General features: G+C 67.3%; 20 protein-coding genes. 8 read left to right on the top strand and 12 right to left on the bottom strand.

Annotated features, from left to right (window positions below; genetic code table 11):
- Positions 1-7: 7 nt before the first annotated feature.
- On the bottom strand, positions 8-658 hold the full coding sequence (locus U0R18_RS10910; protein WP_526368306.1) for an ATP-binding cassette domain-containing protein: 651 nt from the start codon (positions 656-658) through the stop codon (positions 8-10).
- Between the two features lie 183 nt (positions 659-841).
- Here U0R18_RS10910 and U0R18_RS10905 point away from each other — a divergent pair, with 183 nt between their 5' ends.
- Positions 842-2,236 carry an aminotransferase family protein gene (locus U0R18_RS10905; protein ID WP_526368176.1) on the top strand — a complete coding sequence of 465 codons (1,395 nt, stop codon included), beginning with the start codon at positions 842-844 and terminating at the stop codon, positions 2,234-2,236.
- Positions 2,237-2,320: 84 nt separating this feature from the next.
- Here the strand turns inward: U0R18_RS10905 and bsh are convergent, their stop codons facing one another.
- From bsh to U0R18_RS10885, 4 genes are all read right to left on the bottom strand, one after another.
- The gene (bsh, locus tag U0R18_RS10900) at positions 2,321-3,298 is read right to left on the bottom strand and encodes a bile salt hydrolase (protein ID WP_526368175.1); all 978 of its coding nucleotides are present in this window, start codon (positions 3,296-3,298) and stop codon (positions 2,321-2,323) included.
- A gap of 3 nt (positions 3,299-3,301) precedes the next feature.
- A complete protein-coding gene (locus U0R18_RS10895; protein WP_526368174.1) occupies positions 3,302-4,234 on the bottom strand; it encodes an NAD(P)H-dependent flavin oxidoreductase in 933 nt (310 codons plus the stop codon).
- Between the two features lie 116 nt (positions 4,235-4,350).
- Entirely contained in the window at positions 4,351-6,831 is a 2,481-nt protein-coding gene (locus U0R18_RS10890) for an FAD-dependent oxidoreductase (protein WP_526368173.1), read from the bottom strand.
- A complete protein-coding gene (locus U0R18_RS10885) occupies positions 6,812-7,732 on the bottom strand; it encodes a phosphotransferase (protein WP_526368172.1) in 921 nt (306 codons plus the stop codon). The genes U0R18_RS10890 and U0R18_RS10885 overlap by 20 nt, the downstream gene beginning before the upstream one ends.
- Before the next feature lie 417 nt (positions 7,733-8,149).
- Between U0R18_RS10885 and U0R18_RS10880 the strand changes: the two genes are divergently transcribed.
- On the top strand, positions 8,150-8,884 hold the full coding sequence (locus tag U0R18_RS10880; RefSeq protein WP_526368171.1) for an Rv1363c family protein: 735 nt from the start codon (positions 8,150-8,152) through the stop codon (positions 8,882-8,884).
- Entirely contained in the window at positions 8,881-9,594 is a 714-nt protein-coding gene (locus tag U0R18_RS10875; RefSeq protein WP_526368170.1) for an Rv1363c family protein, read from the top strand. The genes U0R18_RS10880 and U0R18_RS10875 overlap by 4 nt, the downstream gene beginning before the upstream one ends.
- 5 nt (positions 9,595-9,599) lie before the next feature.
- Here the strand turns inward: U0R18_RS10875 and U0R18_RS10870 are convergent, their stop codons facing one another.
- The 4 genes from U0R18_RS10870 to U0R18_RS10855 are packed head-to-tail and all read right to left on the bottom strand — an operon-like array spanning position 9,600 to position 13,079.
- The gene (locus U0R18_RS10870; RefSeq protein WP_526368169.1) at positions 9,600-9,788 is read right to left on the bottom strand and encodes a (2Fe-2S)-binding protein; all 189 of its coding nucleotides are present in this window, start codon (positions 9,786-9,788) and stop codon (positions 9,600-9,602) included.
- Entirely contained in the window at positions 9,788-10,438 is a 651-nt protein-coding gene (locus tag U0R18_RS10865) for a fatty-acid--CoA ligase (protein WP_526368168.1), read from the bottom strand. Before U0R18_RS10865 ends, U0R18_RS10870 begins: the two co-directional genes overlap by 1 nt.
- Positions 10,435-11,859, bottom strand: a complete 1,425-nt coding sequence (locus tag U0R18_RS10860) for a FadD3 family acyl-CoA ligase (RefSeq protein ID WP_526368305.1) — start codon at positions 11,857-11,859, stop codon at positions 10,435-10,437. Before U0R18_RS10860 ends, U0R18_RS10865 begins: the two co-directional genes overlap by 4 nt.
- A gap of 29 nt (positions 11,860-11,888) precedes the next feature.
- Positions 11,889-13,079, bottom strand: coding sequence for an amidohydrolase family protein (locus U0R18_RS10855; RefSeq protein ID WP_526368167.1), 1,191 nt, complete (start codon positions 13,077-13,079; stop codon positions 11,889-11,891).
- Between the two features lie 193 nt (positions 13,080-13,272).
- On the opposite strand from U0R18_RS10855, the gene U0R18_RS10850 reads away from it, so the two are divergent.
- Positions 13,273-13,989 carry an enoyl-CoA hydratase/isomerase family protein gene (locus U0R18_RS10850; RefSeq protein WP_526368166.1) on the top strand — a complete coding sequence of 239 codons (717 nt, stop codon included), beginning with the start codon at positions 13,273-13,275 and terminating at the stop codon, positions 13,987-13,989.
- 92 nt (positions 13,990-14,081) lie between these two features.
- Here the strand turns inward: U0R18_RS10850 and U0R18_RS10845 are convergent, their stop codons facing one another.
- Complete coding sequence (locus U0R18_RS10845) at positions 14,082-14,726, bottom strand: TetR/AcrR family transcriptional regulator (RefSeq protein WP_526368165.1); 645 nt, start codon at positions 14,724-14,726, stop codon at positions 14,082-14,084.
- A gap of 153 nt (positions 14,727-14,879) precedes the next feature.
- On the opposite strand from U0R18_RS10845, the gene U0R18_RS10840 reads away from it, so the two are divergent.
- From U0R18_RS10840 to U0R18_RS10825, 4 genes are all read left to right on the top strand, one after another.
- On the top strand, positions 14,880-16,193 hold the full coding sequence (locus U0R18_RS10840; protein ID WP_526368164.1) for a cytochrome P450: 1,314 nt from the start codon (positions 14,880-14,882) through the stop codon (positions 16,191-16,193).
- A gap of 1 nt (position 16,194) precedes the next feature.
- A complete protein-coding gene (locus U0R18_RS10835; protein WP_526368163.1) occupies positions 16,195-17,388 on the top strand; it encodes a cytochrome P450 in 1,194 nt (397 codons plus the stop codon).
- A 40-nt stretch (positions 17,389-17,428) separates the two neighbouring features.
- Positions 17,429-18,274, top strand: a complete 846-nt coding sequence (locus tag U0R18_RS10830; RefSeq protein WP_526368162.1) for a mycofactocin-coupled SDR family oxidoreductase — start codon at positions 17,429-17,431, stop codon at positions 18,272-18,274.
- 178 nt (positions 18,275-18,452) lie between these two features.
- Complete coding sequence (locus U0R18_RS10825) at positions 18,453-19,760, top strand: ammonium transporter (protein ID WP_526368161.1); 1,308 nt, start codon at positions 18,453-18,455, stop codon at positions 19,758-19,760.
- Positions 19,761-19,849: 89 nt separating this feature from the next.
- Here the strand turns inward: U0R18_RS10825 and U0R18_RS10820 are convergent, their stop codons facing one another.
- Both U0R18_RS10820 and U0R18_RS10815 read right to left on the bottom strand, forming a co-directional pair.
- Positions 19,850-22,249, bottom strand: coding sequence for a CaiB/BaiF CoA-transferase family protein (locus U0R18_RS10820; RefSeq protein ID WP_526368160.1), 2,400 nt, complete (start codon positions 22,247-22,249; stop codon positions 19,850-19,852).
- Positions 22,246-23,241, bottom strand: a complete 996-nt coding sequence (locus U0R18_RS10815; RefSeq protein WP_526368304.1) for an enoyl-CoA hydratase/isomerase family protein — start codon at positions 23,239-23,241, stop codon at positions 22,246-22,248. Before U0R18_RS10815 ends, U0R18_RS10820 begins: the two co-directional genes overlap by 4 nt.
- Positions 23,242-23,348: the final 107 nt, after the last annotated feature.

Here is a 23,348-nt window from a genome sequence, read left to right as displayed (position 1 = left end):
ACCGCCCTCACCTGCCTTTCTGGGTCGCGGCCAGGTCGGCCCGGGCGGTGTTCGAAACCGCCAGTTGGGCACGCACTCCCGGGTGCGCGACGCCGTTGACGGTGGCGGTGACCACCGTCTGGGACCGCCCCAATTCGATGAGACGCTCCACCAGCAGGACCCTGTTGACATCGCTGGTGACGTAGTCGAGGTTGCCGACCACCAGCAACTCGGGACGCGCGGTGTTGGCCAGCGCGATGCGCAACAGCAGCCGGTCGAGTTCGGTGAGTTCCTCGACGTATTCGTTCAGGGGCGGCAACGGGAGTTCGCCGAACACCGGCGCGCATACCGCCTCGAGGTCGGCGGGCCGGGCCCGCGGCACCAACCGGTACCAGGACGCGTCCCAGCGCAACTGCTCGGTGATCGCGTCGCGCACCGTCACCGACTCCGATACGGAGTCCAGATCGTCGATACCCGCCAGCGCCGCGTGGTCGAAGATCTCGCGGGGGCGCCGCCGCCCGAACACCGTCAGCTCCCCCGACACCGGGGCCATCCGGCCGGCGAGCGTCATCAACAACGCGGTGCGTCCCGAGCCGGCCGGGCAGACCAGCACGGTCAGGCCGCCATCCTCGATCTCGAGATCGACCGGACCATAGACCGGCCCCCAGGGACCGCGCATCCGGATGCCGCGGGCGATCACCGCCGGCACCGCAGAATCATCGGGCTCTGACACCAACCCACTCCGTTCGGTTGCACGGTTCTCCTCGGCGTCCCGCCGTACCCCGAGATCAGATCATTTCTGCGGCTCACGCGCACCCAACTCGTTAGCGTTGGGCCCGCCGGGCGTGGCAAGGTGGTCGCCATGACTTCTGTCTCCGATGTGACCGGCACCGAACTGCTGCCCAACGGCCAGAACCTCGACGCCGCCATCGCCGAGGGCAAACGAGCCCACCAACTCGACCGGGCACACGTCTTCCATTCCTGGTCGGCCCAGGCCAAGCTCGCGCCGATGACCGTGATCGCCGCGCAGGGCTCCTACCTGTGGGACGGCGACGGTAACCGGTTACTGGACTTCTCGTCCCAGATGGTCAATACCAACATCGGCCATCAGCACCCGAAGGTGGTCGCCGCCATCGCCGAGCAGGCCGCCAAGCTGTGCACCATCGCCCCCGCGCACGTGAACTCGGCCCGGTCGGAAGCCGCCCGGCTGATCGCCGAGCTCACCCCCGGGGACCTCAACCGCGTGTTCTTCACCAATGCCGGCGCCGACGCCGTCGAGCACGCCGTCCGGATGGCGCGCCTGCACACCGGCCGCCGCAAGGTGCTCGCACGGTACCGCTCCTACCACGGGGGCACCGACCTGGCGATCAACCTGACCGGCGACACCCGCCGCTGGCCGAACGACTACGGCGACAGCGGCGTGGTGCACTTCCACGGCCCGTTCCTGTATCGCTCGGCGTTCCACGCCGAGACCGAGGAGCAGGAGAGCCAGCGCGCGCTCGAGCATCTCGAGGCCGTCATCGCGATGGAGGGCCCCGACGCGTTCGCCGCGATCATCCTGGAGTCGGTGCCCGGCACCGCCGGCATCATGGCGCCCCCGCCGGGCTACCTGAAGGGTGTGCGGGAGATCTGCGACAAGTACGGGATCGTGTACATCGCCGACGAGGTGATGGCCGGCTTCGGCCGGACCGGGTCATGGTTCGCCATCGAGCATTTCGACGTGGTTCCCGATCTGATCACCTTCGCCAAGGGCAGCACCTCCGGCTACGTCCCGCTGGGCGGCGTGGCGATCAACGACGCGATCTACGCGACGTTCGCCGACCGGCCGTATCCGGGTGGGCTGACCTACTCCGGGCACCCGCTGGCGACGGCGTGTGCGGTGGCGACCATCAACGCGATGACCGACGAGAAGATGGTCGAGAACGCCGCGCGCATCGGCCGCGACGTGCTGGGGCCCGGACTGCGCGAGCTGGCGGACAAGCATCCGTCGGTCGGTGAGGTCCGCGGACTGGGCGTGTTCTGGGCCATCGAGCTGGTGGCCAACCCGCAGACCCGCGCACCGCTGGCACCCTACGGCGGGTCCAGCCCGGCGATGGCGGCGACGCTGGCGGCGTGCAAATCCGGTGGGCTGCTTCCGTTTTCGAACTACAACCGGATCCATGCGTGCCCGCCATGCAATATCAGCGACGCCGAGGTGGCCGAGGGCCTGCAGATCCTCGATGCGGCGCTGACGGTGGCCGACGGCTACGTGGCCTGATCCGTTCTCTTTCGGCGAGCGTGCGCGTTGGTACGCGACACGCCGCAATAATGGGTACCGCTATGCACGCTCGCTCGCGCAGGTTCAGTCCGGCACGGCCATGAAGTCGAATGGTTCGGCCACCGCGAAGTGCCCGCTGGCGTCGCCGGCGAATACACTTTTCTCACCCTGACCGAGATCGAGCTTGCTGCACTTGGTGAAGTCGAAATTCTTCAGATCGACCCAGAAGGTGTTGGGCGCCAATGCCGATTCGAAGACGTACCGAAGGCTCTTGTGGTCCACCACTGTGCGCCACCGCGTCGAGGAGATGTTCGGCTCGTCGGCGGTCGAAATCCCGTACGGCACAGAGGCATTGCGCACCACGCTGAGCACCTCGGCGACCGCGAGCAGCGGATCGTCGGTCTTCGGGATGGCGTTGATGTAGAACGACGCCCGGACGAACCGGTCGGCGGCCCGGTTGGTGCCCGGCAGCATCACCGTGCCGCCGATCCCCTTCCAATACTCCTCGACGGCCAGCTGCTTCTCGAAGATCGGCGAATTGGTCATCACCTGGTAGTCCCGACTGTGGTGGATGACCTGTTGGCCATCGATGTACTCGACGATCGCGCTGTCGCCGGTCTTGTCCGACATCGACAGGTGCAGGGTCGCCAGCCGGTCCTGGCCCGGCACCCCGGCGGTCTGCACCGCCAGCGGCGTGGCGGTCAGTGCCGTCACCGCCTCGGCCACGCTGCCGAAGCTGTCGAGCACGTACTGCGCCCACAGCGCCAACGAGATGCCGGGCCCGTCGGCACCCGGCTTCGGGTACTGCGATTCGGCCAACCACAAGAGGTTCGCCGCGAGGCCGGCCTCGTTGACCCCGTCGGTGGAGCAGATGTCATAGCCGGATGCGATGACGCTGCCGTACTTCGACGTCCACTGCAAGGAGTTCGGACCGGCCGCGCCGCTACGCTCGACCCCGCGCGGCATCACCCACAGGTTGGTGCCGATCTCGAACTTCCAGTCCATCGAACGTCCGGTTACGACGCGATCATTGTTGCCGAGATAAACCACACGGGTACACATGCATCACACGGTAGCCATCGAAGCCACTGTCGCGGTGAGCAACTCGCGGCAACCGGCCCACATCTCACCGATGATCTGCGCGGCCGGACGGATGTCGGCGATCCGACCGGCCACGTGTCCGGTGTTGGCCACGCTGGCCGTCATGTCACCGTCGAAGTAGAGCGTGTGGACCCGGGTCAGTGCCGCACCGTCCGGCGACCCGCCGGTGTCGATCTGCTCGGCGGCCGCGGTGCGGATCACCCGCATCATTCGCGCCCCGCTGCCACCGCCCAGCGGCAACAGCACGGTGCCGGTCTCGTCGGCGGCGAGGACCGCCTGTTTGAGGTTGTCGTGCACCGGCGACTCGGCGCAGGCCAGCAGCCGCGTACCCATCTGCACGCCCACCGCGCCCAGCACGAACGCGGCCGCCATCGTACGGGCATCGCAGATGCCGCCGGCCGCGATCAATGGCAGGTCGACATGCTCGGCGACCAGCGGCAGCAGCACCATGCTCGAGGCGCCGAACCGGTTCTTGAAGCCGCCTCCCTCGACGCCCTCCACCACCAGGCCGTCGACGCCGGCATCGGCGGCCTTGCGTGCGGCGGCCAGGGTGCCCACCACGTGGAAGACCGTGATCCCGGCGTCCCGCAGGCGTCCGGTGAACAACCGCGGACCACCGGCCGAGGTGGTGACGAACCGGATGCCGAGCTCCACCAGTTCGTCGACGAACGCGGGGTCGCGTTCGACGAACAACGAGATGTTGGCGCCGACGGGGCGGTCGGTGAGGTCGCGGATCCGACGCAGGTCGGCGCGGCCCTGCTCAGAGGTCGTCTCGATGATGCCCAGGCCGCCCGCATTGGACACCGCGGCGGCCAGCTGCGCCCCCGCGATGAAGGTCATGGGCGCGCCGATGACCGGGACGTCCACGCCGGCCAGCTCGCAGAACCGGTTGCTCATGAGTGGCGACCCTACTCGGCGGACGGGCTCAATTCCCCGGCGAACGTGCGCAGAAGTCCGCCCGCACCGGCGTGTCGGCGAACCAACACGCACCCTCGCCGTGGGTAGGTCGCCGGTCAGGAACGGATGCGGGCGTTGGCGGGATCGTAGAGGGGCCGCAGCGATACCTCGATCGGATACTGCCGCCCGCCGACGTTGACGTCGTAGGTGCCCATGCGGATCCAGTCCGCGGTGATCGCCGCAGGCGCGCGCACATACGCCAGACCCACACAGGCGCCGGTGGTTTCGCCCCAGGCCGCCGAAGTCACCTGGCCGCACGGCGCACCGTCGCGCAGGATCAGCTCGCCGCCCCACAGCATGGGCTCGGGCGAGCTCACGGCGAAGCCGACCAGCCGGCGGCGCACCCCTGTGGCGCGCGCCTGTTCGACGGCATCGCGCCCGAGGAATCCGATGTCGGTGCCGAGCTTGCAGGCGAACAGCAGGCCGGCCTCCACGGGGTTCTCCCCCGGGGTCAGTTCGCGGCCGAACGCCCGGTAGCCCTTCTCCAGCCGTAGCGATTCGATCGCATAGTAACCACCTTGTGCCACATCGAATTCCACACCGGCACTCATCAGGTCTTCGTACACGCCCACAGCGAATTCCGCAGGAACGTAGAGTTCCCAACCCAATTCGCCCACATAGGTGATGCGCGTGGCGCGGACGGTCGCACGACCCAGCGGGATGCTGCGGCTGGTGGCGAACGGGAAAGCCTCGTCGCGCAGGTCGGCGGTGGTCAGCGTCGAGAGCAGGGCCCGCGAGGTGGGCCCCATCACCCCGAATACCGCCAGCCCCGAGGTCACGTCCACCACGCTGGCGTGCAGACCGCGGGGGATGTTCCTGCGGATGTGGTCCTTGTCGCGTTCGGTGCTGGCCGCACTGGAGACGATCAGATATTCGTCGGCGGCCAGACGCGTTGCGGTGACATCGGATTCGTAGGTTCCGCGCGCGTTGAGCATTCCGGTGTACACGGTGCGCCCCGGCGCGACGGCGACGTCGGCGGTGCACAGCCACTGCAGCGCGGCTTCGGCGTCGGCGCCCACCATCAGGTACTTCGAGAACGAGGTTTGGTCGAACACCGCGACGGCGGTGCGCGCCGCCGTCTGCTCGGCCGCCGACCAGGGTAGCCAGTTCGGCTTGCCCCAGGTGTACTCGATCTGCGGTGACGCACCGGCGGGTGCGAAGAAGTTGGGCCGCTCCCAACCCATCCGGCTGCCGAAGTTGGCGTTGGCCGCGGTCAGCAGGTGATGTACCGGTGAGCGCCGAAACGGCCTGGCGGTCGCCATTTCCCGGTTGGGCCAGGGGATTTCGTAGTGGAGGCCCAGAATCTCGGCCACCCGGTCGTGCAGCCAGGCGACGTTCCCGTTGAACCCGCCAAACCGTCGGATGTCCACGCCGGTCAGGTCCGAGCCGGGTGCGCCGGCCACGATCCATTCCGCCAGTGCGCGCCCGGCTCCCCCGGCCGATGCGATGCCGACGGAGTTGAATCCGGCGGCCACGAAGAAGTTCGTCAGCTCGGGCGCCTCACCGAGGATGAATTGGTTGTCCGGTGTGAAGCTCTCCGGCCCGTTGTAGAACTTCTTGATGCCGGTGTGCTCGAGCGCCGGGATCCGCCACATCGCGTTGTCCATCAGGATCTGGAAGTGCTCCCAGTCCTCGTCGAGGAGAGCGAATTCAAACGGGTACGGGATGGCGTCGGGGGGCACCCATGGTTTGGCCTCCGGCTCGAAGCCACCGACCACCAGGCCGCCGACCTCTTCCTTGAAGTAGGTGTATCCGTCGGGGTCGCGCAGGATCGGCAGATCGGGGTGCACGCCGTCGATCGTCTCGGTCACCACGTAGAAGTGTTCGGCCGAATGCAGGGGCACGTTCACGCCGCCCAGCAGCCCCACCTGCAGGGCCCACTGCCCCGCGCAGTTGACCACGACCTCGGCCTCGACGTCGCCCGCGTCGGTCCGTACGCCCGTGACGCGACCGTCGTGCGTGACCACTCCCGTGACGCGGGTGCGTTCGACGATCCGGGCACCGCGCAGCCGGGCGCCCTTGGCCAGCGCCTGGGTGAGGTCGGCGGGGTTGGCCTTGCCGTCCGCGGGCAGCCAGATCGCACCCACCAGGTCGTCGATCCGGATGACCGGATAGCGCTCGAGGGCCTGCTCGGGGGTCAGCAGTTCGCAATCCAAGTCGTAGGCGGCCGCGTTCGCCGCGGTGCGGCGCAACTGAACCATGCGGTCCTCGGTCCGGGCGACCGTCACCCCACCGCACTGCTTGTAGCCCGCGCTCAGGCCGGTCTCTGTCTCCAGCTCGGCATACAGCTGGGTGGAGTACTGCACCAGCCGCGTACCGCTCTCGGATGCCCGCAACTGGCCGACCAGGCCCGCGGCGTGCCAGGTGGTGCCCGAGGAGAGCCGACCCTGTTCGATCAGCAGCACATCGGTCCAGCCCAGTTTGGTCAGGTGGTAGGCCACGCTGGTACCGATGACCCCGCCGCCGACGATGACGACGCGGGCGCGGTCGGGAAGGGTGGCCACCGGTTGTTCTCCTTCAGTCCTCGCGCAGGGCATCGTCGAGCAGTTGGGCGAACTCGGGTCCGGTGAACTCGGCCACCGCGTTTTCATAGCGCTCCATCGCCCAGCTCCAGAAGTCGAAATCCATTGCGCTGGAGCCATTCTGGATGCATCCCCACAGGGTCCACCCGTACTGCGACACGGTGCCCTGGAGCCGCGCACGCGCCAGTTCGCGTCGCGACAGCGCACCGTGGTAGGCGGTGACGAGTTCCGCGAGCTGGTCGACGGACAGCCCGCACTCGCGCCAGATGTTGCCGAGCTCGAAGCTCGGATCGTTGTTGCCCGAGTACTCGTAGTCGATCAGCCAGACCCGGTCGCCGTCCTCGATGAAGTTGGCCGCCAGCAGGTCGTTGTGGCACGGCACGCTGGCCATGCCGCCGGCCGCCAGCACCTGCTGGATGCGCCCGAAGGACTCGGCGAAGTCCAGGTAGCCGGCGGGCAGCCGGAAACCGTTGTCCAGGACCACCCGTAGATACTGCGGTTGCAGCGCGAACATGTCGAAGTCCCCGTGGAATCGTGGGCCGTGGTGCAGCGCCCGGCAGCCGGCGGCCACTCTTGCGATCACGCCCGGTCGGCCGAAGTCGTCGTTGGTCAGCGTCACGCCGTCGAGGAAGCCGACCAGCAGGATGCCCAGATCGGGCCGGTAACCGACCACCGGTGCGCCGACGCCGGCCGCTTCGGCGGCCCGGCTGTTGTGATACTCGGCTTCCCGGTCGATGCCGAGCAGGTTCTCGGGGTCCGCGCAGCGGGCGACGTAGTTTCCGTCCTCGGTGCTCACCTTGACGTTGCGGTTGGTCAGGCCGCCGGGCAGATCCTCGAGCCGACGACGCCGGCCGGTCAGCACCGGGAACTGGTCGAGCAATGCGTTCAACTCGGCGTCGGTGAGCGCGGGCGGCACGCCGAACACGCTAACCGCCGGGTTCGGCGAGCGGCGCAGTTCCGCGAGCACGAGGCCCGGCGCATCGGCGGAGCCGGGTTCGGCGAGCGGCGCAGTTCCGCGAGCACGAGGCCCGGCGCATCGGCGGAGCCGGGTTCGGCGAGCGGCGCAGTTCCGCGAGCACGAGGCCCGGCGCATGGGCGGAGCCGGGTTCGGCGAGCGGCGCAGTTCCGCGAGCACGAGGCCCGGCGCAGCGTTGGCCGGACAACCTGCGGAAACCTCATTTCCGCTGATAGATGCGTATTTCTGGATCCATTTCGTCATGCGATAGGCTGGATCCTCGAACGCGACGAGTAACGTCATTCTCGGTGCGCCCCGTAAGACGGCGAGGCGCCAGCGCGAGGGATTGACGTCCGGAGATCGAGGCCTGAGTACTACATGAGTTCCACCGACGACGCGCTGTCGCTCGCCGAGCAGGCCGAGGCGGAAGCAGCCGAGGCCGAAGCGCAGGCCGTTGCCGCACGCGAGCGTGCCACCGCGCTGCGAACGAGCCTCGCGGCCGAGCAGGACATCGCAGACGACACCGACGCTGCGCTCGACGATGCCGACGCTCCGCTCGACGATGCCCCGGAACCGGATGACCTCGAGAGTGCCGAAGATGCGGACGAATCGGTGGCCGGTCGCCGGCTCCCCTGGGTGACCGTGGCGCTGAGCGCGCTGGCCGGCCTGCTGGTGTGCGGACTGGTAGCGGCCAGTGTCATCCTGCTCGTTCTGCACCACCAGACCACCCAGCGGCAGAACCGTGCGGCGGCGTTCGCGGCGGCGGCCCGGCAGGGGGTCATCAATCTGATGTCGTTGGATTTCAACAACGGCGACGCCGACATCAAGCGCTTGCTCGACAGCACCACCGGCCAGTTCCGCGCCGACTTCGAGAAGAGCAAGAACGACTTCCTCACCGTGATGAAGGACTCGAAGGTGGTCACCAGGGCCGACGTGAAGGCCACTGCCGTGCAGTCGATGACCGACGATTCGGCCGTGGTGCTGGTCGCCGCGGCCTCGGAGGTGTCCAACTCTGCGGCCAACAAACAGCCGCCCCGCGGTTGGCGCCTCAGCGTCACCCTCCAGCAGGACAACGGTCAGCCCAAGATGTCGAAAGTCGAGTTCGTGCCATGAGTTCCGAAGACACCAAGCTGGACATCGACGAGTCCGGAGAGCCCGGGGAGCCCGCCGCTGCGGACCTCACCGATGCCGAGACCGGAGCGACCGACGGCGAAAATGATTCCGACGCGACCGATGTCACCGCGACGGACGCCGACGTTGATGGCGAGGCCGACGATGTTGTCGACATCGACGATGTTGTCGACAACGAGGCCGATGCCGCGCCGGTCCGCAGCCGGCGGTGGGGCCGAATTGTGGCGGGTGTGCTCGCGGTCCTGTTGATCGCGTCGGCCGGGTCGACGGCGTGGCTGTACTTCCACACCTACCGCAACGACCGCGCCGTCGGCCAGGCAGCCTCGGATGCCGTCCTGCAACAGGCCAAGGATGCGACCATCGCGGTGCTCTCGTACTCACCGGACAATCTCGACAAGGACCTCGACGCGGCGAAGTCACATCTGACCGGCGACTTCCTCACCTATTACACGCAGTTCACCGATCAGGTGGTCCGTCCGGCCGTCAAGACCAAGAAGGTGTCCACGTCCGCCAACGTGGTCCAGGCCGCGGTCTCGGAGATGCAACCGGATCAGGCCAAGGTCCTCGTGTTCGTCAACCAGGTCACCACCAGCGCCGAGCGCACGGAGCCCTCGCTGACGTCCAGCAGTGTGGTGGTCACGATGAAGAAGATCGACGGCAGGTGGCTGATCTCGGCGTTCGATCCGGTCTGATCGGTTCAGTCATCCCGGCCGCGGCACGAACCGCCGCCGTTCGCCTCGATGATCGCCCGGACGGTGCGCCGGCACCGACCGCACTCCGCGCCCGCCCAGCACGCCTCGGCCACCTGTTTGGATGTCGCCGCACCCGCGGCGACGGCCTGGGTCACGGCGTGACTGGTGACCCCGTGACACAGGCAGACGTACATCAGCGCGGCCCGGGCAGATCGGCGTCGCCGACGCGCAACAGATCCAGGAACTCCCCGACGAACAACGACGGGTAGACCCCCACCCCGGTGCGTTCCATCCACTCCGTGGCGGCGTCGTGGCGCCGGGTCCAGCTCCATGCGTGTTCCTCGGTATCGAGTTCCTGGACGATCATCACCTCGCGGGGGTCGTCGAAGGCCTGGAACACCCATACCTTGCGTACGCCGGCACTCTTGAATGTGCTTGCCTGCTGGCGGAATTCGGTCAACAGCCAGTCGATGTCGTCGACCAGGAGGAACGCGGAGACCAGCACCCCGGGTGCCTCCTCCACCCCGGCGTCGGCGTGGTCGAAGCGGCCGGCGATCTCACCGGCGAACACGGCCGGGATGTCCTCGACGCCGGCGGCGTCGAACCAGTTGAAGAACACCCGCGAACTCAGCAGTTCGACAACGGGTTCCTTGCTGTGCACACCGATCATCACCAGGACGCGGCCGGGATCCCGTAGCGCGCGGTACACCAGGACGTGGTGTGCGCCCATCGCAATCAGCTCGTCGGTGCGCCGGCGCAGCAGCGGACCGACCTTGTCCGGGTCGGGGATGCGGTAGTCCGATGCGATGACCATCGAGTGGCGATACACATCGGAGAGTCTCATCCGAGCCGGTCCTTCATCACTTTTCCGGTGGCACCCAACGGCAGTGCCTCGAGGAACACGATAGACCGCGGCACCTTGTAACCGGCCATTCTCTGCTTGCACCAGCTGATCAGATCGGACTCGGCGAGGTCGGCAGCGCCGTCGTCGAGCACCACGAACGCCTTGCCGACCTGACCCATCCTCTCGTCGGGCGTCCCGATGACGGCGGCCTGGGCCACCGCGGGGTGCTCGACGAGGAAGCCCTCGATCTCGGCGGGATAGGCGTTGAAGCCACCGACGATGAACATGTCCTTCTTGCGGCCGACGATCCGCACCCGCGCATTCTCGTCGATGGTGGCCAGATCACCGGTGTGCAGCCAGCCGTCGGGGTCGATGACCGCGGCGGTCGCATCCGGGTCGTCGAGGTAGCCCTGCATCACGTTGTATCCGCGCACCAGCAGCTCACCGTCCTCGGCGATGCGCAGTTCCTGTTCGGCACAGGCGATTCCGACGGTGGTGGCGATGTCCTCGAAGGAGTCGCCGCGCCGCGAGGCCGTCACGGTACCGGCTTCGGTCAGCCCGTATCCGGTCATGATGGTCTCGAACGGCAGCTCGTCGTGCACGCGGCGGATCAGCTCGACGGGAATGTCCGCGGACCCGGTGACGGCCGCGCGCAGGGTGGCCAACCGGGCCCTGGCGCCGTCGCGCCGGGCGACGTCCAACAGCGAGTGGTACAGCGTCGGCGGGCCCGGGAGCATCGTGATGCGTTCGGCCTCGACGATGTCCACCAGCCGGTCCATCTCGAGAACCGGCATCGGCAATACGGTGGCGCCACGGATCATCGACGCGATACAGCCGGCCTTGTACCCGAAGGTGTGGAAGAACGGGTTGACGATCAAATAGCGGTCGCCTTGTCGCAGGTCGGCCAGATCGCACCATTCGGCGTACAGCCGCAGGTTCTGCCGATGTCCGGTCATGACGCCCTTCGGGCGGCCAGTGGTGCCGGACGTGTAGATGATGTCGGCGACATCATCGCCGGAGACCCGCCGTTCGAAGGGCGAACCGGACTGCAGGAAGTCGGATTTCAGGTCGATACCGGTGACCCCGGGCGGTGTCGAATAGTCCAGGCCGAGGAAGCCCTCCTGGACCAGGACGGCCTTTGCGCCGCTGCGGGTGATGACGTCGGCGGCCTCGTCCGGCTTGAACCGGGTGTTGACCGGAACCACCACTCCGCCGGCGGTCAGCAGGCCGAAGGCGGCGATCATCCATTCCGCGGAGTTGGGCGCCCAGATGGCGACCCGGTCGCCCCGGTCCACCCCCAATTCCGCGAAAGCACCTGCGGCGCAACGGACTCGGTCCACCAGCTGGGCGAAGGTCAATCGCAGTGAACCGTCGACGACCGCCTCGGAATCTCCGAAGCGGTCGCCGACGCTCAGGACCATCTCGGGGATGGTCGACCAATTCTGTTGTGTCACACCGTCACAAGGCGGCCCAGGTTGCCACCCATGATCTTGGCCTGATCCTCGACCGACAGATGATCCAGTGCGGTCACATAGTGGGTCGGCTCGGCCAGGCCCTCCGGGTGCGGCCAGTCGGACCCGTAGAGCACCTGGTCCACGCCGACCAGGTTGATCAGATCGTCGATGCCCTCTTCGTAGAACGGGCTGACGTAGATCCGGTTCTTGATCTCCTCCATCGGGTTGCCCAGGAAAGCCTCCGGGGCCTTCTTGTACACCTCGGCCATCGAGTCCAGCAGCGGGAACATCCACTTCGAACCGGCCTCGACGATGCCGACCTTCAACTTCGGGTGGCGGAACAGCGCACCGTGGATGACCCACGAGGCGACCGCGTCCTGGATCGGGCGCCATTCGTTGAGGATGGACATGGCGTTGGTCTGGAACGGCAGCATCTCCTGAGCGCCACCGTCCCACTCCGAGGTGTAGCGCGAGTAGCCACTGTCGCTCGAGTGCATCCCGACGAACACGTCGTGGTGAACGCAGCGCTCCCAGAAGGGATCGAACTCGGGCAGCGCGAACGACCGCGGGCCACGGAACCCGGGCACCGGCGCCGGGCGGACCAGGATGGCGCGGGCGCCGCGCTTGACGGCCCACTCCAGTTCCTCGATGGCCTTCTCGACGATCGGCAGGGTGATGACCGGCGTGGTGAAGATCCGGTTCTGGTAGTTGAAGCCCCAGACCTCGTCGAGCCACTGGTTGAGCGAGTGAACGATGACGTGGATGGCGACCGGATCGTCGCGCAGCCGCTCCTCGATCAGGCTGGCCAGCGTCGGGAACATCAGCGTGCGGTCCAGGCCGAGCTCGTCCATCAGCGCCAACCGCGGAGCCGGCTCGAAGAACGCGGGGATGGACTTCATCGGCTCGCCGAACAGCTCACGCTTGCTCTTGCCGTCGGGGTTGCCGAACTTGAAGTACTCCTCCCAGGCGCCGGGCTTGGCGACCACGGAGAACGTGGGGTTCGGGATGTATTCGCTGATCTGGCCGCGGATCGCGATCTTGGTACGACCGTTGATCTCGACGTACTGGATGATGTCCTTGTACTCCTTGGGGAGGTACTTGGTCATCGCCTCCGGCGGCTCGTAGAGGTGGTTGTCCGCGTCGAAGAGCGGAAACGGAATGTCGACCTTGTGCGACAGCTGCCCCATGAAATGCTCCTTTCCAGTTCGTGAGAATCATATTCTCATAGCGCCGCGGCCGCAATGTCCTCCCGCCGCCGCGGGGCCACCGGCATCGAGCCGACCGTAGGCGGCGTGGCGTGCGGTACCGCGGATTAACGCCGCGGGCCGATGTTATTCTCTGTTTTGGAGAATGCCGATATCAAGTCTGGAGAATGCCTACATGGTCGAGCTAGAGCTGACCGACGGTCTGGCCGTCATCACCATCGACCGCCCGCAGGCCCGTAATGCGATCGCCCCCGAGACCATGGACCAACTCGACGCCGCGCTGGATCGCGCCGAGGGCGCACTGGCGCTCGTGATCCGCGGGGGCGGCGACCGCGCGTTCGTGTCCGGCGGGGATCTCAAGGAACTCGCCAAACTGCGGACCGAGGAGCAGGCCGCCGACATGGCCCGGCAGATGCGCACGATCTGCGATCGCATCGCCGCCTTCCCGGCGCCCGTGGTCGCCGCCCTCAACGGGCATGCGCTCGGTGGCGGCGCCGAGGTGGCCGTGGCCGCCGACATCCGGATCGCGGCCGACGACATCCGGATCGGCTTCAATCAGGTGACGTTGGAGATCATGCCGGCTTGGGGTGGTGCCGAGCGGCTGGCCGCCCTGGTCGGCAAGGGTCGCGCACTGATGCTGGCCGGCAGCGGACGCATCCTCGACGCCGCGGAGGCGGAGCGCCTCGGCCTGGTCGACCAGGTCTTCCCCCGGGCCGCCTTCGAGGAGGGCTGGCGAGGCATCGCGCGGTCGCTGACCCATCGCGCCGCGGGCGACATCAAGAAGGTGATGGGCGGAGTGTCCGCCGAGGAGGCCATCGCGGCCTTCGCGGGACTCTGGGTGTCCGACGAGCATTGGGCCGCGGCCGACAAGGTGATGTCCCGCGCGAAGTAATCCCCACCTGCCCGCGAGCGGCCGTGTCTGTACGGCTCCCGTCGGCGTGCCGCGTACCAAGTCGGACGCTCGCGGCAGAGACAACTGAGAAATCAGCCGTTGCGCCAGTTGGGGTCGAGCTGGCGCGGGCCCTCCAGGAAGGTCAGCCACTTCTCGGCGAACCGGAGCGTCTCGTCGTGCCCGGCCGTCACCCCCAGCAGCTGCTCCTGCACCAGCACCTGGGTGGCACCGGTCATCAGCACCATCAACACCGTCGGACTGAACTCGTCGAACGGCACGTCGTACCGGGCCATCGCCGCGGTGATGGTCTTGATCTGCTCGGTGCGATGGATCTCGGCGTAACGGGCGATCTCGGCGCGGAGCGTCTTGCGGTGGTTGGCGAGCGCGACGAACTCCATCGTCATCCCCGTGCCCTGCGGGTCGGTGTTGAGTTCCCACAGCGCCCACAACGGCTGCGGAGCCTGCAGCGCGAGCTGGTGGTAGTGCAGCATCTGCTCGGCGCGGCGTCCGAACAGTTCGAGGAACAGCTCGTCCATCGTGCGGAAGTAGTAGTGCACGAGCTGGGGCTTCAGGCCGGCCTGCTCGGCGACCCGGCGCGACGTCACCGCCGCGTATCCCTCTTCGGCCATCAAACGTTCGGCCGCGTCCAGCAGGACGGTGCGATTCTTGGCGTCCGGCGCACCCAGTCTGCGTGCACTGGTCTGCGGATCTCCGACCGCACCAGCGGGGTGAGCCATGGTTACCTCTCCGTCCGGGGCCTGGTTCCGTCGCCGTGCCCGATTCCGAGTCATCGTAAACGCGCAGCTCACGCCGCGGTGATCTTGACCGTGTGCCAGCTCACATGCTAAGCAAGTGCTCAGCACCTGTCAGCCCTTTGATGGAGATCCGCGTTGCCCGAATCCCCGGCGGAAGCCACGTCCGACTACGACTCGATCGACTTCTTCACCGACCAGAGCCTGGTCCCCGACCCTTATCCGTACTTCGACCACCTCCGCGCCCAGTGCCCCGTGCTGAAGACGGACAACTACGGGGTCTACGCGGTCACCGGCTACGACGAGGCCTCGGTGGTCTACAAGGACGCCGACCTGTTCTCGTCGTGCATCGCCGTCGGCGGTCCCTTCCCGCCGCTGCCGTTCACCCCTGAGGGTTCCGACATCACCGGGCAGATCGAGGCCCACCGTGACGAGTTCCTGATGAGCGAGCACATGGTCACCATGGACCCGCCGCAGCACTCGCGGGCCCGGTCACTGCTCAACCGCCTCCTGACGCCCAAACGGCTCAAGGAGAACGAGGCCTTCATGTGGCCGCTGGCCGACAAGTTCATCGACGACATCATCGACAACGGCAAGTGCGAGTTCCTCGAGGAATACGCCAAGCCGTTCTCGATGCTGGTGATCGCCGATCTGCTCGGCGTGCCCGAGGAGGACCACGAGGAGTTCCGGCAGATGCTGGCGCCGCGGCCCGGCAACACCGTCGGCTCGCTGCAGGGCGACGTGATGGAGCACAACCCGCTGCAGTGGCTCGAGGACAAGTTCTGCGCCTACCTCGAGGACCGCCGCGCCAATCCGCGCGACGACATCCTGACCGCGCTGGCCACCGCCAAGTATCCCGAGGGTGACACCCCGGAAATCATCGACGTGGTCAAGAGCGCGACGTTCCTGTTCGCCGCCGGCCAGGAGACCACCACCAAGCTGCTGTCCGCGTCCATGCGTGTGCTCGCCGAACATCCCGAGGTGGTCGAGCGCCTGCGCTCCGACCGCACCCGGATCCCGGCGTTCGTCGAGGAGATGCTGCGGATGGAGAGTCCGGTGAAGTCCGCGTTCCGGCTGGCGAAGAAGGACACCGAGCTGGCTGGCGTCGACATTCCGGCCGGCACCGTCCTGATGATCAATCCCGGTGCCATCAACCGTGATCCGCGGCACTTCGACGACCCGCACACCTTCGATCTGGACCGGCCGAACGTGCGTGAGCACCTGGCGTTCAGCCGCGGGGCGCACTCGTGTCCCGGCGGCCCACTGGCCCGCGTCGAGGGTCGCGTGTCGCTGGAACGCATCCTGGACCGGATGACCGACATCAAACTCGACGAGGAGTTCCACGGCCCGGCGGAGGCACGCCGGTTCAGCTACGAACCGACCTTCATCCTGCGCGGACTCACCGATATCCACATCACCTTCAGCAAGCTGGCTCCGACGGTGGAGCGCTGAAATGACCGTTACCACACCTGATTCCACCGAGGCCGGGCTGTACTACGATCCGTACAGCGTCGAGCTGAACATGAACCCCTACGCGGTGTTCGCCCGCATCCGGGAAGAGGCGCCGCTCTACTACAACGAGCAGCACGACTTCTACGCGCTCAGCCGGTTCGAGGACGTCAACAAGGCGGTCATCGACCACGAGACCTTCATCTCCGGTCGCGGCGCACTGCTCGAGATCATCAAGTCCGGTATGGAGATCCCGCCCGGCACGCTGATCTTCGAGGATCCGCCGATCCACAACATCCACCGCAACCTCCTGTCGCGCGTTTTCACCCCGCGCAAGGTGCTCGCACTGGAACCCCAGATCCGGGAGTTCACGGCACGGTGCCTGGATCCGGTGGTCGGGACGGGCAAGTTCGACTTCGTCAACGACCTCGGCGAGCAGATGCCGATGCGGGTCATCGGCATGCTGCTGGGCATTCCCGAGGAGCATCAACGCCGGGTGACCGACCACGGCGAGGCCACGCTGCAGGGCGATCAGGTCGATTTCCTGGCCACGGGCGAGGTGTTCGGCGAGTTCATCGACTACCGCACCGAGCATCCGTCGGACGACATCATGACCGATCTGCTGAACGCCGAGTTCACCGATGAGACCGGCACGGTCCGCAAGCTGACCCGCGATGAGCTGCTGATGTACCTGATCGTGGTGGCCACCGCCGGAGCGGAAACCACCACCCGGCTGATCGGCTGGGCCGGAAAGACGCTGGCCGAGAACCCGGACCAGCGCGCCCAGCTGGCAGCCGACCCGAGCCTGATCCCCCAGGCCATCGAGGAGATCCTGCGCTGGGAGCCGCCCGCGCTGCAGATCGCCCGGTACGTCGCCCGCGATGTCGAGTACTACGGCCGCACCGTGCCCGAGGGTTCGGCGATGCTGATGCTGGTCGGTGCCGCCAACCGGGACCACCGCCGGTTCCCGCCGAACGGCGACGTATTCGATATCCACCGGGAACAGCACTCGCACATGACCTTTGGTGCGGGCACCCATTTCTGCATGGGCAATGCCCTGGCACGACTGGAGGGCCGTATCGCGCTGGAGGAGATCCTGAAGCGCTTCCCCGAGTGGGAGGTCGATTGGGACAACGCCAAGCCGTCGCAGACCACCGCGGTGCGCGGCTGGGAATCGATGCCCACCTTCATCCCCTGAATCACCTGAAACCCAAACCACGACAAAAGGATTCGAAGACATGGCAGGACGTGTAGAAGGCAAGGTCGCGTTCATCACCGGTGCGGCCCGCGGCCAGGGCCGCAGCCACGCGGTGCGACTGGCCGAAGAAGGCGCCGACATCATCGCGATCGACATCTGTGGACCGATCCGCCCGGGCACCGAGACGGCGATCCCGGCCTCGACGCCGGAGGATCTGGCCGAGACGGCGGATCTGGTGAAGAACCTCGGCCGCCGCATCGTCACCGCCGAGGTCGACGTGCGCGACTTCCCCGGCGTCAAGGAAGCGGTCGACAGCGGCGTCGAGCAGCTGGGCCGACTCGACATCGTGGTGGCCAACGCCGGTATCGGCAACGGCGGCGACGTGCTGCACGAGACCAGTCAGCTCGACTGGGACGAGATGATCGACACCAATCTCTCGGGTGTCTGGAAGTCCGTCAAAGCGGCCGTCCCCCATATCATCTCGGGCGGTAACGGCGGCTCGATCGTGCTCACCAGCTCGGTGGGCGGGCTGAAGGCCTACCCGCACTGCGGTAACTATGTCGCCGCCAAGCACGGCGTCGTCGGCCTGATGCGGGCGTTCGGCGTGGAGCTGGGCCAGCACATGATCCGGGTCAACAGCGTGCACCCGACGCACGTCGCCACCGACATGCTGCACAACGAGGGCACGTTCAAGATGTTCCGGCCCGACCTGGAGAACCCGGGCCCCGACGACATGGCGCCCATCTGCCAGCTGTTCCACACGCTGCCGATCCCGTGGGTGGAAGCCCGCGACATCAGCAACGCCGTGCTGTTCTTCGCGTCCGACGAGTCGCGCTACGTCACCGGTGTGACGCTGCCCGTCGACGCCGGCAGCTGCCTGAAGTAGCCCCCCGAGAGGTCCTCTCCCAAGTCCCAAGCGCGAGCGTGCGTGTTGGTACGCGACACACCGGTGTCGGACGTACCGATGCGCACGCTCGTCGGCGTACCGGGTGCCGCCATCCCCCGCCAGGTTCACTCGGTACCCTCACCGCACGCGAACCACACCGCGCTGAGGAGATCTTGAATTGAACGCGATCGATCCCGCCGCCACCGCCTGGCTGCTGGCCAGCACCGCACTGGTGCTGCTCATGACCCCCGGCCTGGCGATCTTCTACGGCGGCATGGTGCGCAGCACCGGCGTGCTCAACATGATCATGATGAGCTTCATCGCCATTCCGCTGGTCACGGTGACCTGGCTGCTCCTGGGTTACAGCATCAGCTTCTCCGGCGACGCCGGCGGCGGTCTGCTCGGCGACCTCGAGCACTTCGGCATGCTCGGCATCGGTCCAACCACCGTCCACGGCACCGTCCCGGAATTGCTGTTCGCGACGTTCCAGTTGACCTTCGCGATCATCACCGCCGCGCTCATCAGCGGGGCGATCGCCGATCGCGCCCGGTTCGCGGCCTGGGTGGTGTTCGTCCCCATCTGGACGATCGTGGTCTATTCGGTGGTGGCGCACTGGGTCTGGTCCCCGCAGGGGTGGCTCGCGCGGCTGGGCGTCCTCGACTACGCGGGTGGCCTGGTGGTCGAAACCGTGTCGGGCGCTTCCGCGTTGGCCCTGGCACTGGTTCTTGGCCCCCGGATCGGCTTCAAACAGGACGCGATGCGGCCGCACAATCTGCCTTTCGTGTTGCTCGGCGTCGGGCTGCTGTGGTTCGGCTGGTTCGGCTTCAACGCCGGCTCGGCGCTGGCCGCGAACGGGACGGCAGCCGCCATCTTCCTCAACACCCTCGTGGCCGGCTGCCTGGGCATGTTGGGTTGGCTCACCGTCGAACAGGTCCGCGACGGCAAGCCGACGACGTTCGGCGCCGCCTCGGGTGTCGTCGCCGGCCTGGTCGCGATCACCCCGTCGTGCGGCACGGTGAACACCCTCGGTGCCGTGGTGGTCGGTCTGGCCGCCGGCGTGGCCTGCTCCTTCGCGATCGGCGCGAAATTCCGGTTCGGCTACGACGATTCACTCGATGTCGTGGGCGTTCACTTCGTCGGCGGGGTCGTCGGCGTCCTGCTGATCGGGCTACTCGCCACCGCCGCGATGACGGGGGGCGCCCAGGGCCTGTTCTTCGGCGGAGGTCTGGCCCAACTGGGCAGGCAACTCGTCTCGGTGGTCGCGGTCGCCGTCTACGCATTTGCGGTGTCGTTCGTCCTCGCCAAGTTGATCGACCGGACGATAGGATTCCGGGTCAGCGCCGAGGACGAGACATCCGGCATCGACCTGAGCCAGCACGCCGAAACCGCTTACGCCGAAGGTGTTCACGGGCACGCGCCCGGCCGGCGACCGGGACCGCCCGGCCCGTTCGGCCCGTTCGGCCATCGCGACGCCGACGACGAGTAGCCGGGACCATTTCCCGATCTGCTCAGCGGTCCCTGCGACATCCACTCGAACAACGTCGCAACCACCGCTGAACAGATTGGAGCCAGCGCCTAACGCTTCGCCTTGCGCCCGCCCATCGCCGGCTCGGTTCCGATCACCCCGTCGGCGTCCAGTTGCGCGATCTCGGCATCCGAACACCCCAGCCCACGAAGGATTTCCGCGGTGTGTTCACCGAGCAACGGCGCGGGAGCGCGATGGTACTGCGCCGGCTCCTGCGTGAGCCGTACCGGCACCGTGCTGTGCGGCGCCGTCACGTTGACGGGATGGGCGACCTGCTCGAAGAAACCCCGGGCAGCCAGCTGCACGAGTTCGGTCTGCCGGTGCGGCTGCATCACCTTTGCCACGGGAACACCTGCCGGCCAGAGGTTTTCGACGATCTCGTCGCCGGTACGGTACGCGCACCAGGCTCCCAGTGCGGTGTCGATCTCGTCGTGATGCGCCCGCCGGCCGGCTACCGTGCTCAGTTGCGGGTCGACCGCCCACTCCGGCCCGCCCAGCGCGGCCACCAGTGCCGCCCACTGCGCATCGGTCGTGACCGCGATCGCGACCCAGTTGTCCTCCCGGCCGAACTCGTCGACACCGGCGCACCGGTAGATGTTCTGCGGTGCGGCCGCGGGGCCGCGGTTACCGTCCCGTTGCAGCACCGCGCCGTAGGCCGAGTACTCGATGACCTGTTCGGCGGCCACGTTGAGCGCCGCGTCGACCATCGCGGCCTCCACCAGCGCACCGTGGCCGGTACGGCGACGGTTCTCCAGCGCCAGCTGCAACCCGATCAGTGCGTGGATGCCGGCGTTGGGGTCGCCGATCGAGTAGGGCTCGTAGGGAGTGCGGTCCGGATAGCCGGTGAGCCAACTCAACCCGGACGCGTCCTCGATGATGTAGGCGAACGCCGGATTGTCGCGCCATGGTCCGTCGAGCCCGAAGCCGGGCATCCGGACCATGATGATGTCCTCACGCAGAGCGCGGACGCTGTCGTAGTCCAGACCGATCTGCTCGATCACCCGTGGGGTGAAGTTCTCGATGATCACGTCGCAGGTGGGGATCAAGCGGCGCAACAGGTCTCGGCCCTGCTCGGTCTGGAAGTCGAGGGTCAGGCCGAGCTTGTTGGTGTTCAGGCCCGAGAAGATCGGTGAGCGCTCCCACCACTGCGGCTCGGTCACCGGGATGCCCGCGATCAACCGCGTGCCGTCGGGACGAGGCGTGGACTCGAGGTGGATGACCTCGGCGCCGAGCATCCCCAGCAGATGGGTGCACGACGGGCCGGCCCAGAACGCCGTCATGTCGAGCACGCGCAGACCCTCGAACGGCAGGGTCGACCCGTTTCCGGCCGGCACCCGGATGTGCGGTTCGGGCATCGGTTCATTCGTGTGCTCACCGAGCCGCGGCGCCGGTCCCGGTGCCGGCAACTCGACACCGGTGAACCGGAACGCCCGGTCCGGTTGGAGGAAGCCGTCGCGCGGATTGCGGACGAAACTGTTCCGAGCGACGTAATGATCCATCTCGGCGACGTTCTCACCATTGGCCACCGGCGAGTTCGGGATCCGGAAGGCCGACGCCAGTTCCCGTACGGCATCAACGTTCTCGCCGCGCAACCAGTCGTACAGCTCGTCGGCGTGGAGGTTGGCCTGTTCGGTGATCGACAACGGTGACGCCTCGTCGATCCACTCCACATGCCCCGACATGGCGCACAGGTCCCACCACTGCTGTGCGGTGCCGCAGCCCAGTGCCACCAGCCCGTCGGCGGCCTGCGCCACACCGGGCACGGTCGGTTTGCGTTCGCTGCGCCACGGCCGCCCGAGCATTTCGAAGTAGGTCACGGGATAGTAGGTGAGTCCGAGGATCTGGACCTCCAGCGCTGAGAGGTCCACCAGCTCGCCGCCGCCGCGAGCCCGGGCGGCCAGGGTGAACGCCGCCGCGTACGCGCCGGCCAGCCACTCCCCCGGCTGTCCACCGACGTGCGCCGGCGCCCGGGACTGCTCACCGCGCCCGATGCCCAGCGCCCCACCGGACCACGCCTGGAGCGTGAACTCGGTGGCGGGTCGCTCGTGCCAGGGACCGGCAAGTCCGAACGGCGTGATCGACGTGACGACCAGGTGCGGATGACGCTCGTAGATCCGTTGGGGTTGCAGCGAATCCAGTGCGGCCAGCCGCGAACCCGGCGACCACACCACCGCGTCGGCGCCGGCCAGCAGACCCTCGACCGCCTGCAGATCGCCGGCCGGGTCGACGACCACACTCCGTTTCGAACAGGCCAGGAAGCTGAACAACGCACCACCGGCGGCCACATCGACGGGTGCACCCGACGCCGACCACGCCCGCAACGGATCACCTTCGGGCGCTTCGACCTTGATGACGCTGGCACCGCCGTCGGCGAACATCTTGGTGCAGTAACCGCCGGCGATGCCGGCGGACAGATCGACGACGACGAAGCCGTCCAGTGGTGCGTTCACGCCTTCTTCTTTTTCTTCTTCTTGGGCTTCTTGGGCTTGTCGAGTTTGTCGGGTGCCATCGCCGTCTCGCGGTTGGCGGCCCTGCTCAACCCCCACTCCGGTGGGAACTTGGCATCGTTGTCCTTCACCGAACCCGACAGGCCGCGATCCATCGCGTCGCCGAGTCGCAGATCTCCCGAATCATGCTGCGCCCCACCGGTGATCGACTCGAAGACACCGGCGAGCATGCTGCCCAGGTACTCGCCCTGGAACTGTTTCATGATCTCGAAGAACGTCTTCTGCATGAAGACGGTGTCGGTCGGCCGGTTGCGCGCGCAGGCCAACGCGTACTTCGCCACCTCGGCCTCGAGGTCCGCACGCGGCACCACGGCGTTCAGGAAATTGCAATCGAACATCTCCGCCGCGGTGAACGGCCGTCCGGTGAAGACCATTTCCTGGAACTTTCGGATGCCCATGGTCTGGGCCCACCACCACATGCGTGGACCCCAGCCGTGGTATCGGAAGGACGGATGGCCGAACACCGCGTCGTCCGAGGAGATCACCAGATCGGCGTCGGCGGCCTGATAGAAGTGCCAGCCGTAGCAGTACCCCTTGACCTCGAGTATCGAGATCTTCTTGAAATCCTGAAGGCCGCGAATCCCGGAGTTCGGGTTGGCATACCACTGCCCGATGTTCGCGCCGCGGCGCAGCGACCCCTTCGGGGGGACAGTGACCTCCCCGAGCGCCACCCGGTACTCGGCGAGCCGGGCGGCGTCGGCCTCCGGGCCCTCGGCGTCCTGCACCGCCATGTATTCGGGAAGGTCGGCGCCGCTGCCCAGATCGTCGCCGGCGCCACGGATCACCAGCACCTTGACGTCGTCGTCGATGCTGGCCCGGTGCAACAGGTCGGCGTAGCGGACCCGCGCCGCGATGGTGGGTGCGTTCAGCCGTTCGGGACGGTCGAAGGTGATGGTCGCGATCCGAGTGGCCGGGTCCTTCTCGTATCGGATGATTTCCTCGGCGGCGGGTTCGGCGAGCGGGGCAGTTCCGCGAGCACGAGGCCCGTCGACATCCGGACCGGCGGGTTCGGCGAGCGGTGCAGTTCCGCGAGCACGAGGCC

The sequence above is a fragment of the Mycobacterium sp. genome (genome assembly GCF_046330795.1).
Classification (GTDB): domain Bacteria; phylum Actinomycetota; class Actinomycetes; order Mycobacteriales; family Mycobacteriaceae; genus Mycobacterium.
Note: the sequence above shows the minus strand (reverse complement) of the source record. Positions and strands in the feature narration are given on the sequence as shown.

What these genes read in the sequence shown, in the direction of transcription:
- U0R18_RS10910 (WP_526368306.1), bottom strand. Translation starts at nt 658, where the DNA reads ATGCGCGGTCCCTGGGGGCCGGTCTATGGTCCGGTCGATCTCGAGATC.
- U0R18_RS10905 (WP_526368176.1), top strand. Translation starts at nt 842, where the DNA reads ATGACTTCTGTCTCCGATGTGACCGGCACCGAACTGCTGCCCAACGGC.
- bsh (WP_526368175.1), bottom strand. Translation starts at nt 3,298, where the DNA reads ATGTGTACCCGTGTGGTTTATCTCGGCAACAATGATCGCGTCGTAACC.
- U0R18_RS10895 (WP_526368174.1), bottom strand. Translation starts at nt 4,234, where the DNA reads ATGAGCAACCGGTTCTGCGAGCTGGCCGGCGTGGACGTCCCGGTCATC.
- U0R18_RS10890 (WP_526368173.1), bottom strand. Translation starts at nt 6,831, where the DNA reads ATGCCCTGCGCGAGGACTGAAGGAGAACAACCGGTGGCCACCCTTCCC.
- U0R18_RS10880 (WP_526368171.1), top strand. Translation starts at nt 8,150, where the DNA reads ATGAGTTCCACCGACGACGCGCTGTCGCTCGCCGAGCAGGCCGAGGCG.
- U0R18_RS10875 (WP_526368170.1), top strand. Translation starts at nt 8,881, where the DNA reads ATGAGTTCCGAAGACACCAAGCTGGACATCGACGAGTCCGGAGAGCCC.
- U0R18_RS10870 (WP_526368169.1), bottom strand. Translation starts at nt 9,788, where the DNA reads ATGTACGTCTGCCTGTGTCACGGGGTCACCAGTCACGCCGTGACCCAG.
- U0R18_RS10865 (WP_526368168.1), bottom strand. Translation starts at nt 10,438, where the DNA reads ATGAGACTCTCCGATGTGTATCGCCACTCGATGGTCATCGCATCGGAC.
- U0R18_RS10860 (WP_526368305.1), bottom strand. Translation starts at nt 11,859, where the DNA reads ATGGTCCTGAGCGTCGGCGACCGCTTCGGAGATTCCGAGGCGGTCGTC.
- U0R18_RS10855 (WP_526368167.1), bottom strand. Translation starts at nt 13,079, where the DNA reads ATGGGGCAGCTGTCGCACAAGGTCGACATTCCGTTTCCGCTCTTCGAC.
- U0R18_RS10850 (WP_526368166.1), top strand. Translation starts at nt 13,273, where the DNA reads ATGGTCGAGCTAGAGCTGACCGACGGTCTGGCCGTCATCACCATCGAC.
- U0R18_RS10845 (WP_526368165.1), bottom strand. Translation starts at nt 14,726, where the DNA reads ATGGCTCACCCCGCTGGTGCGGTCGGAGATCCGCAGACCAGTGCACGC.
- U0R18_RS10835 (WP_526368163.1), top strand. Translation starts at nt 16,195, where the DNA reads ATGACCGTTACCACACCTGATTCCACCGAGGCCGGGCTGTACTACGAT.
- U0R18_RS10830 (WP_526368162.1), top strand. Translation starts at nt 17,429, where the DNA reads ATGGCAGGACGTGTAGAAGGCAAGGTCGCGTTCATCACCGGTGCGGCC.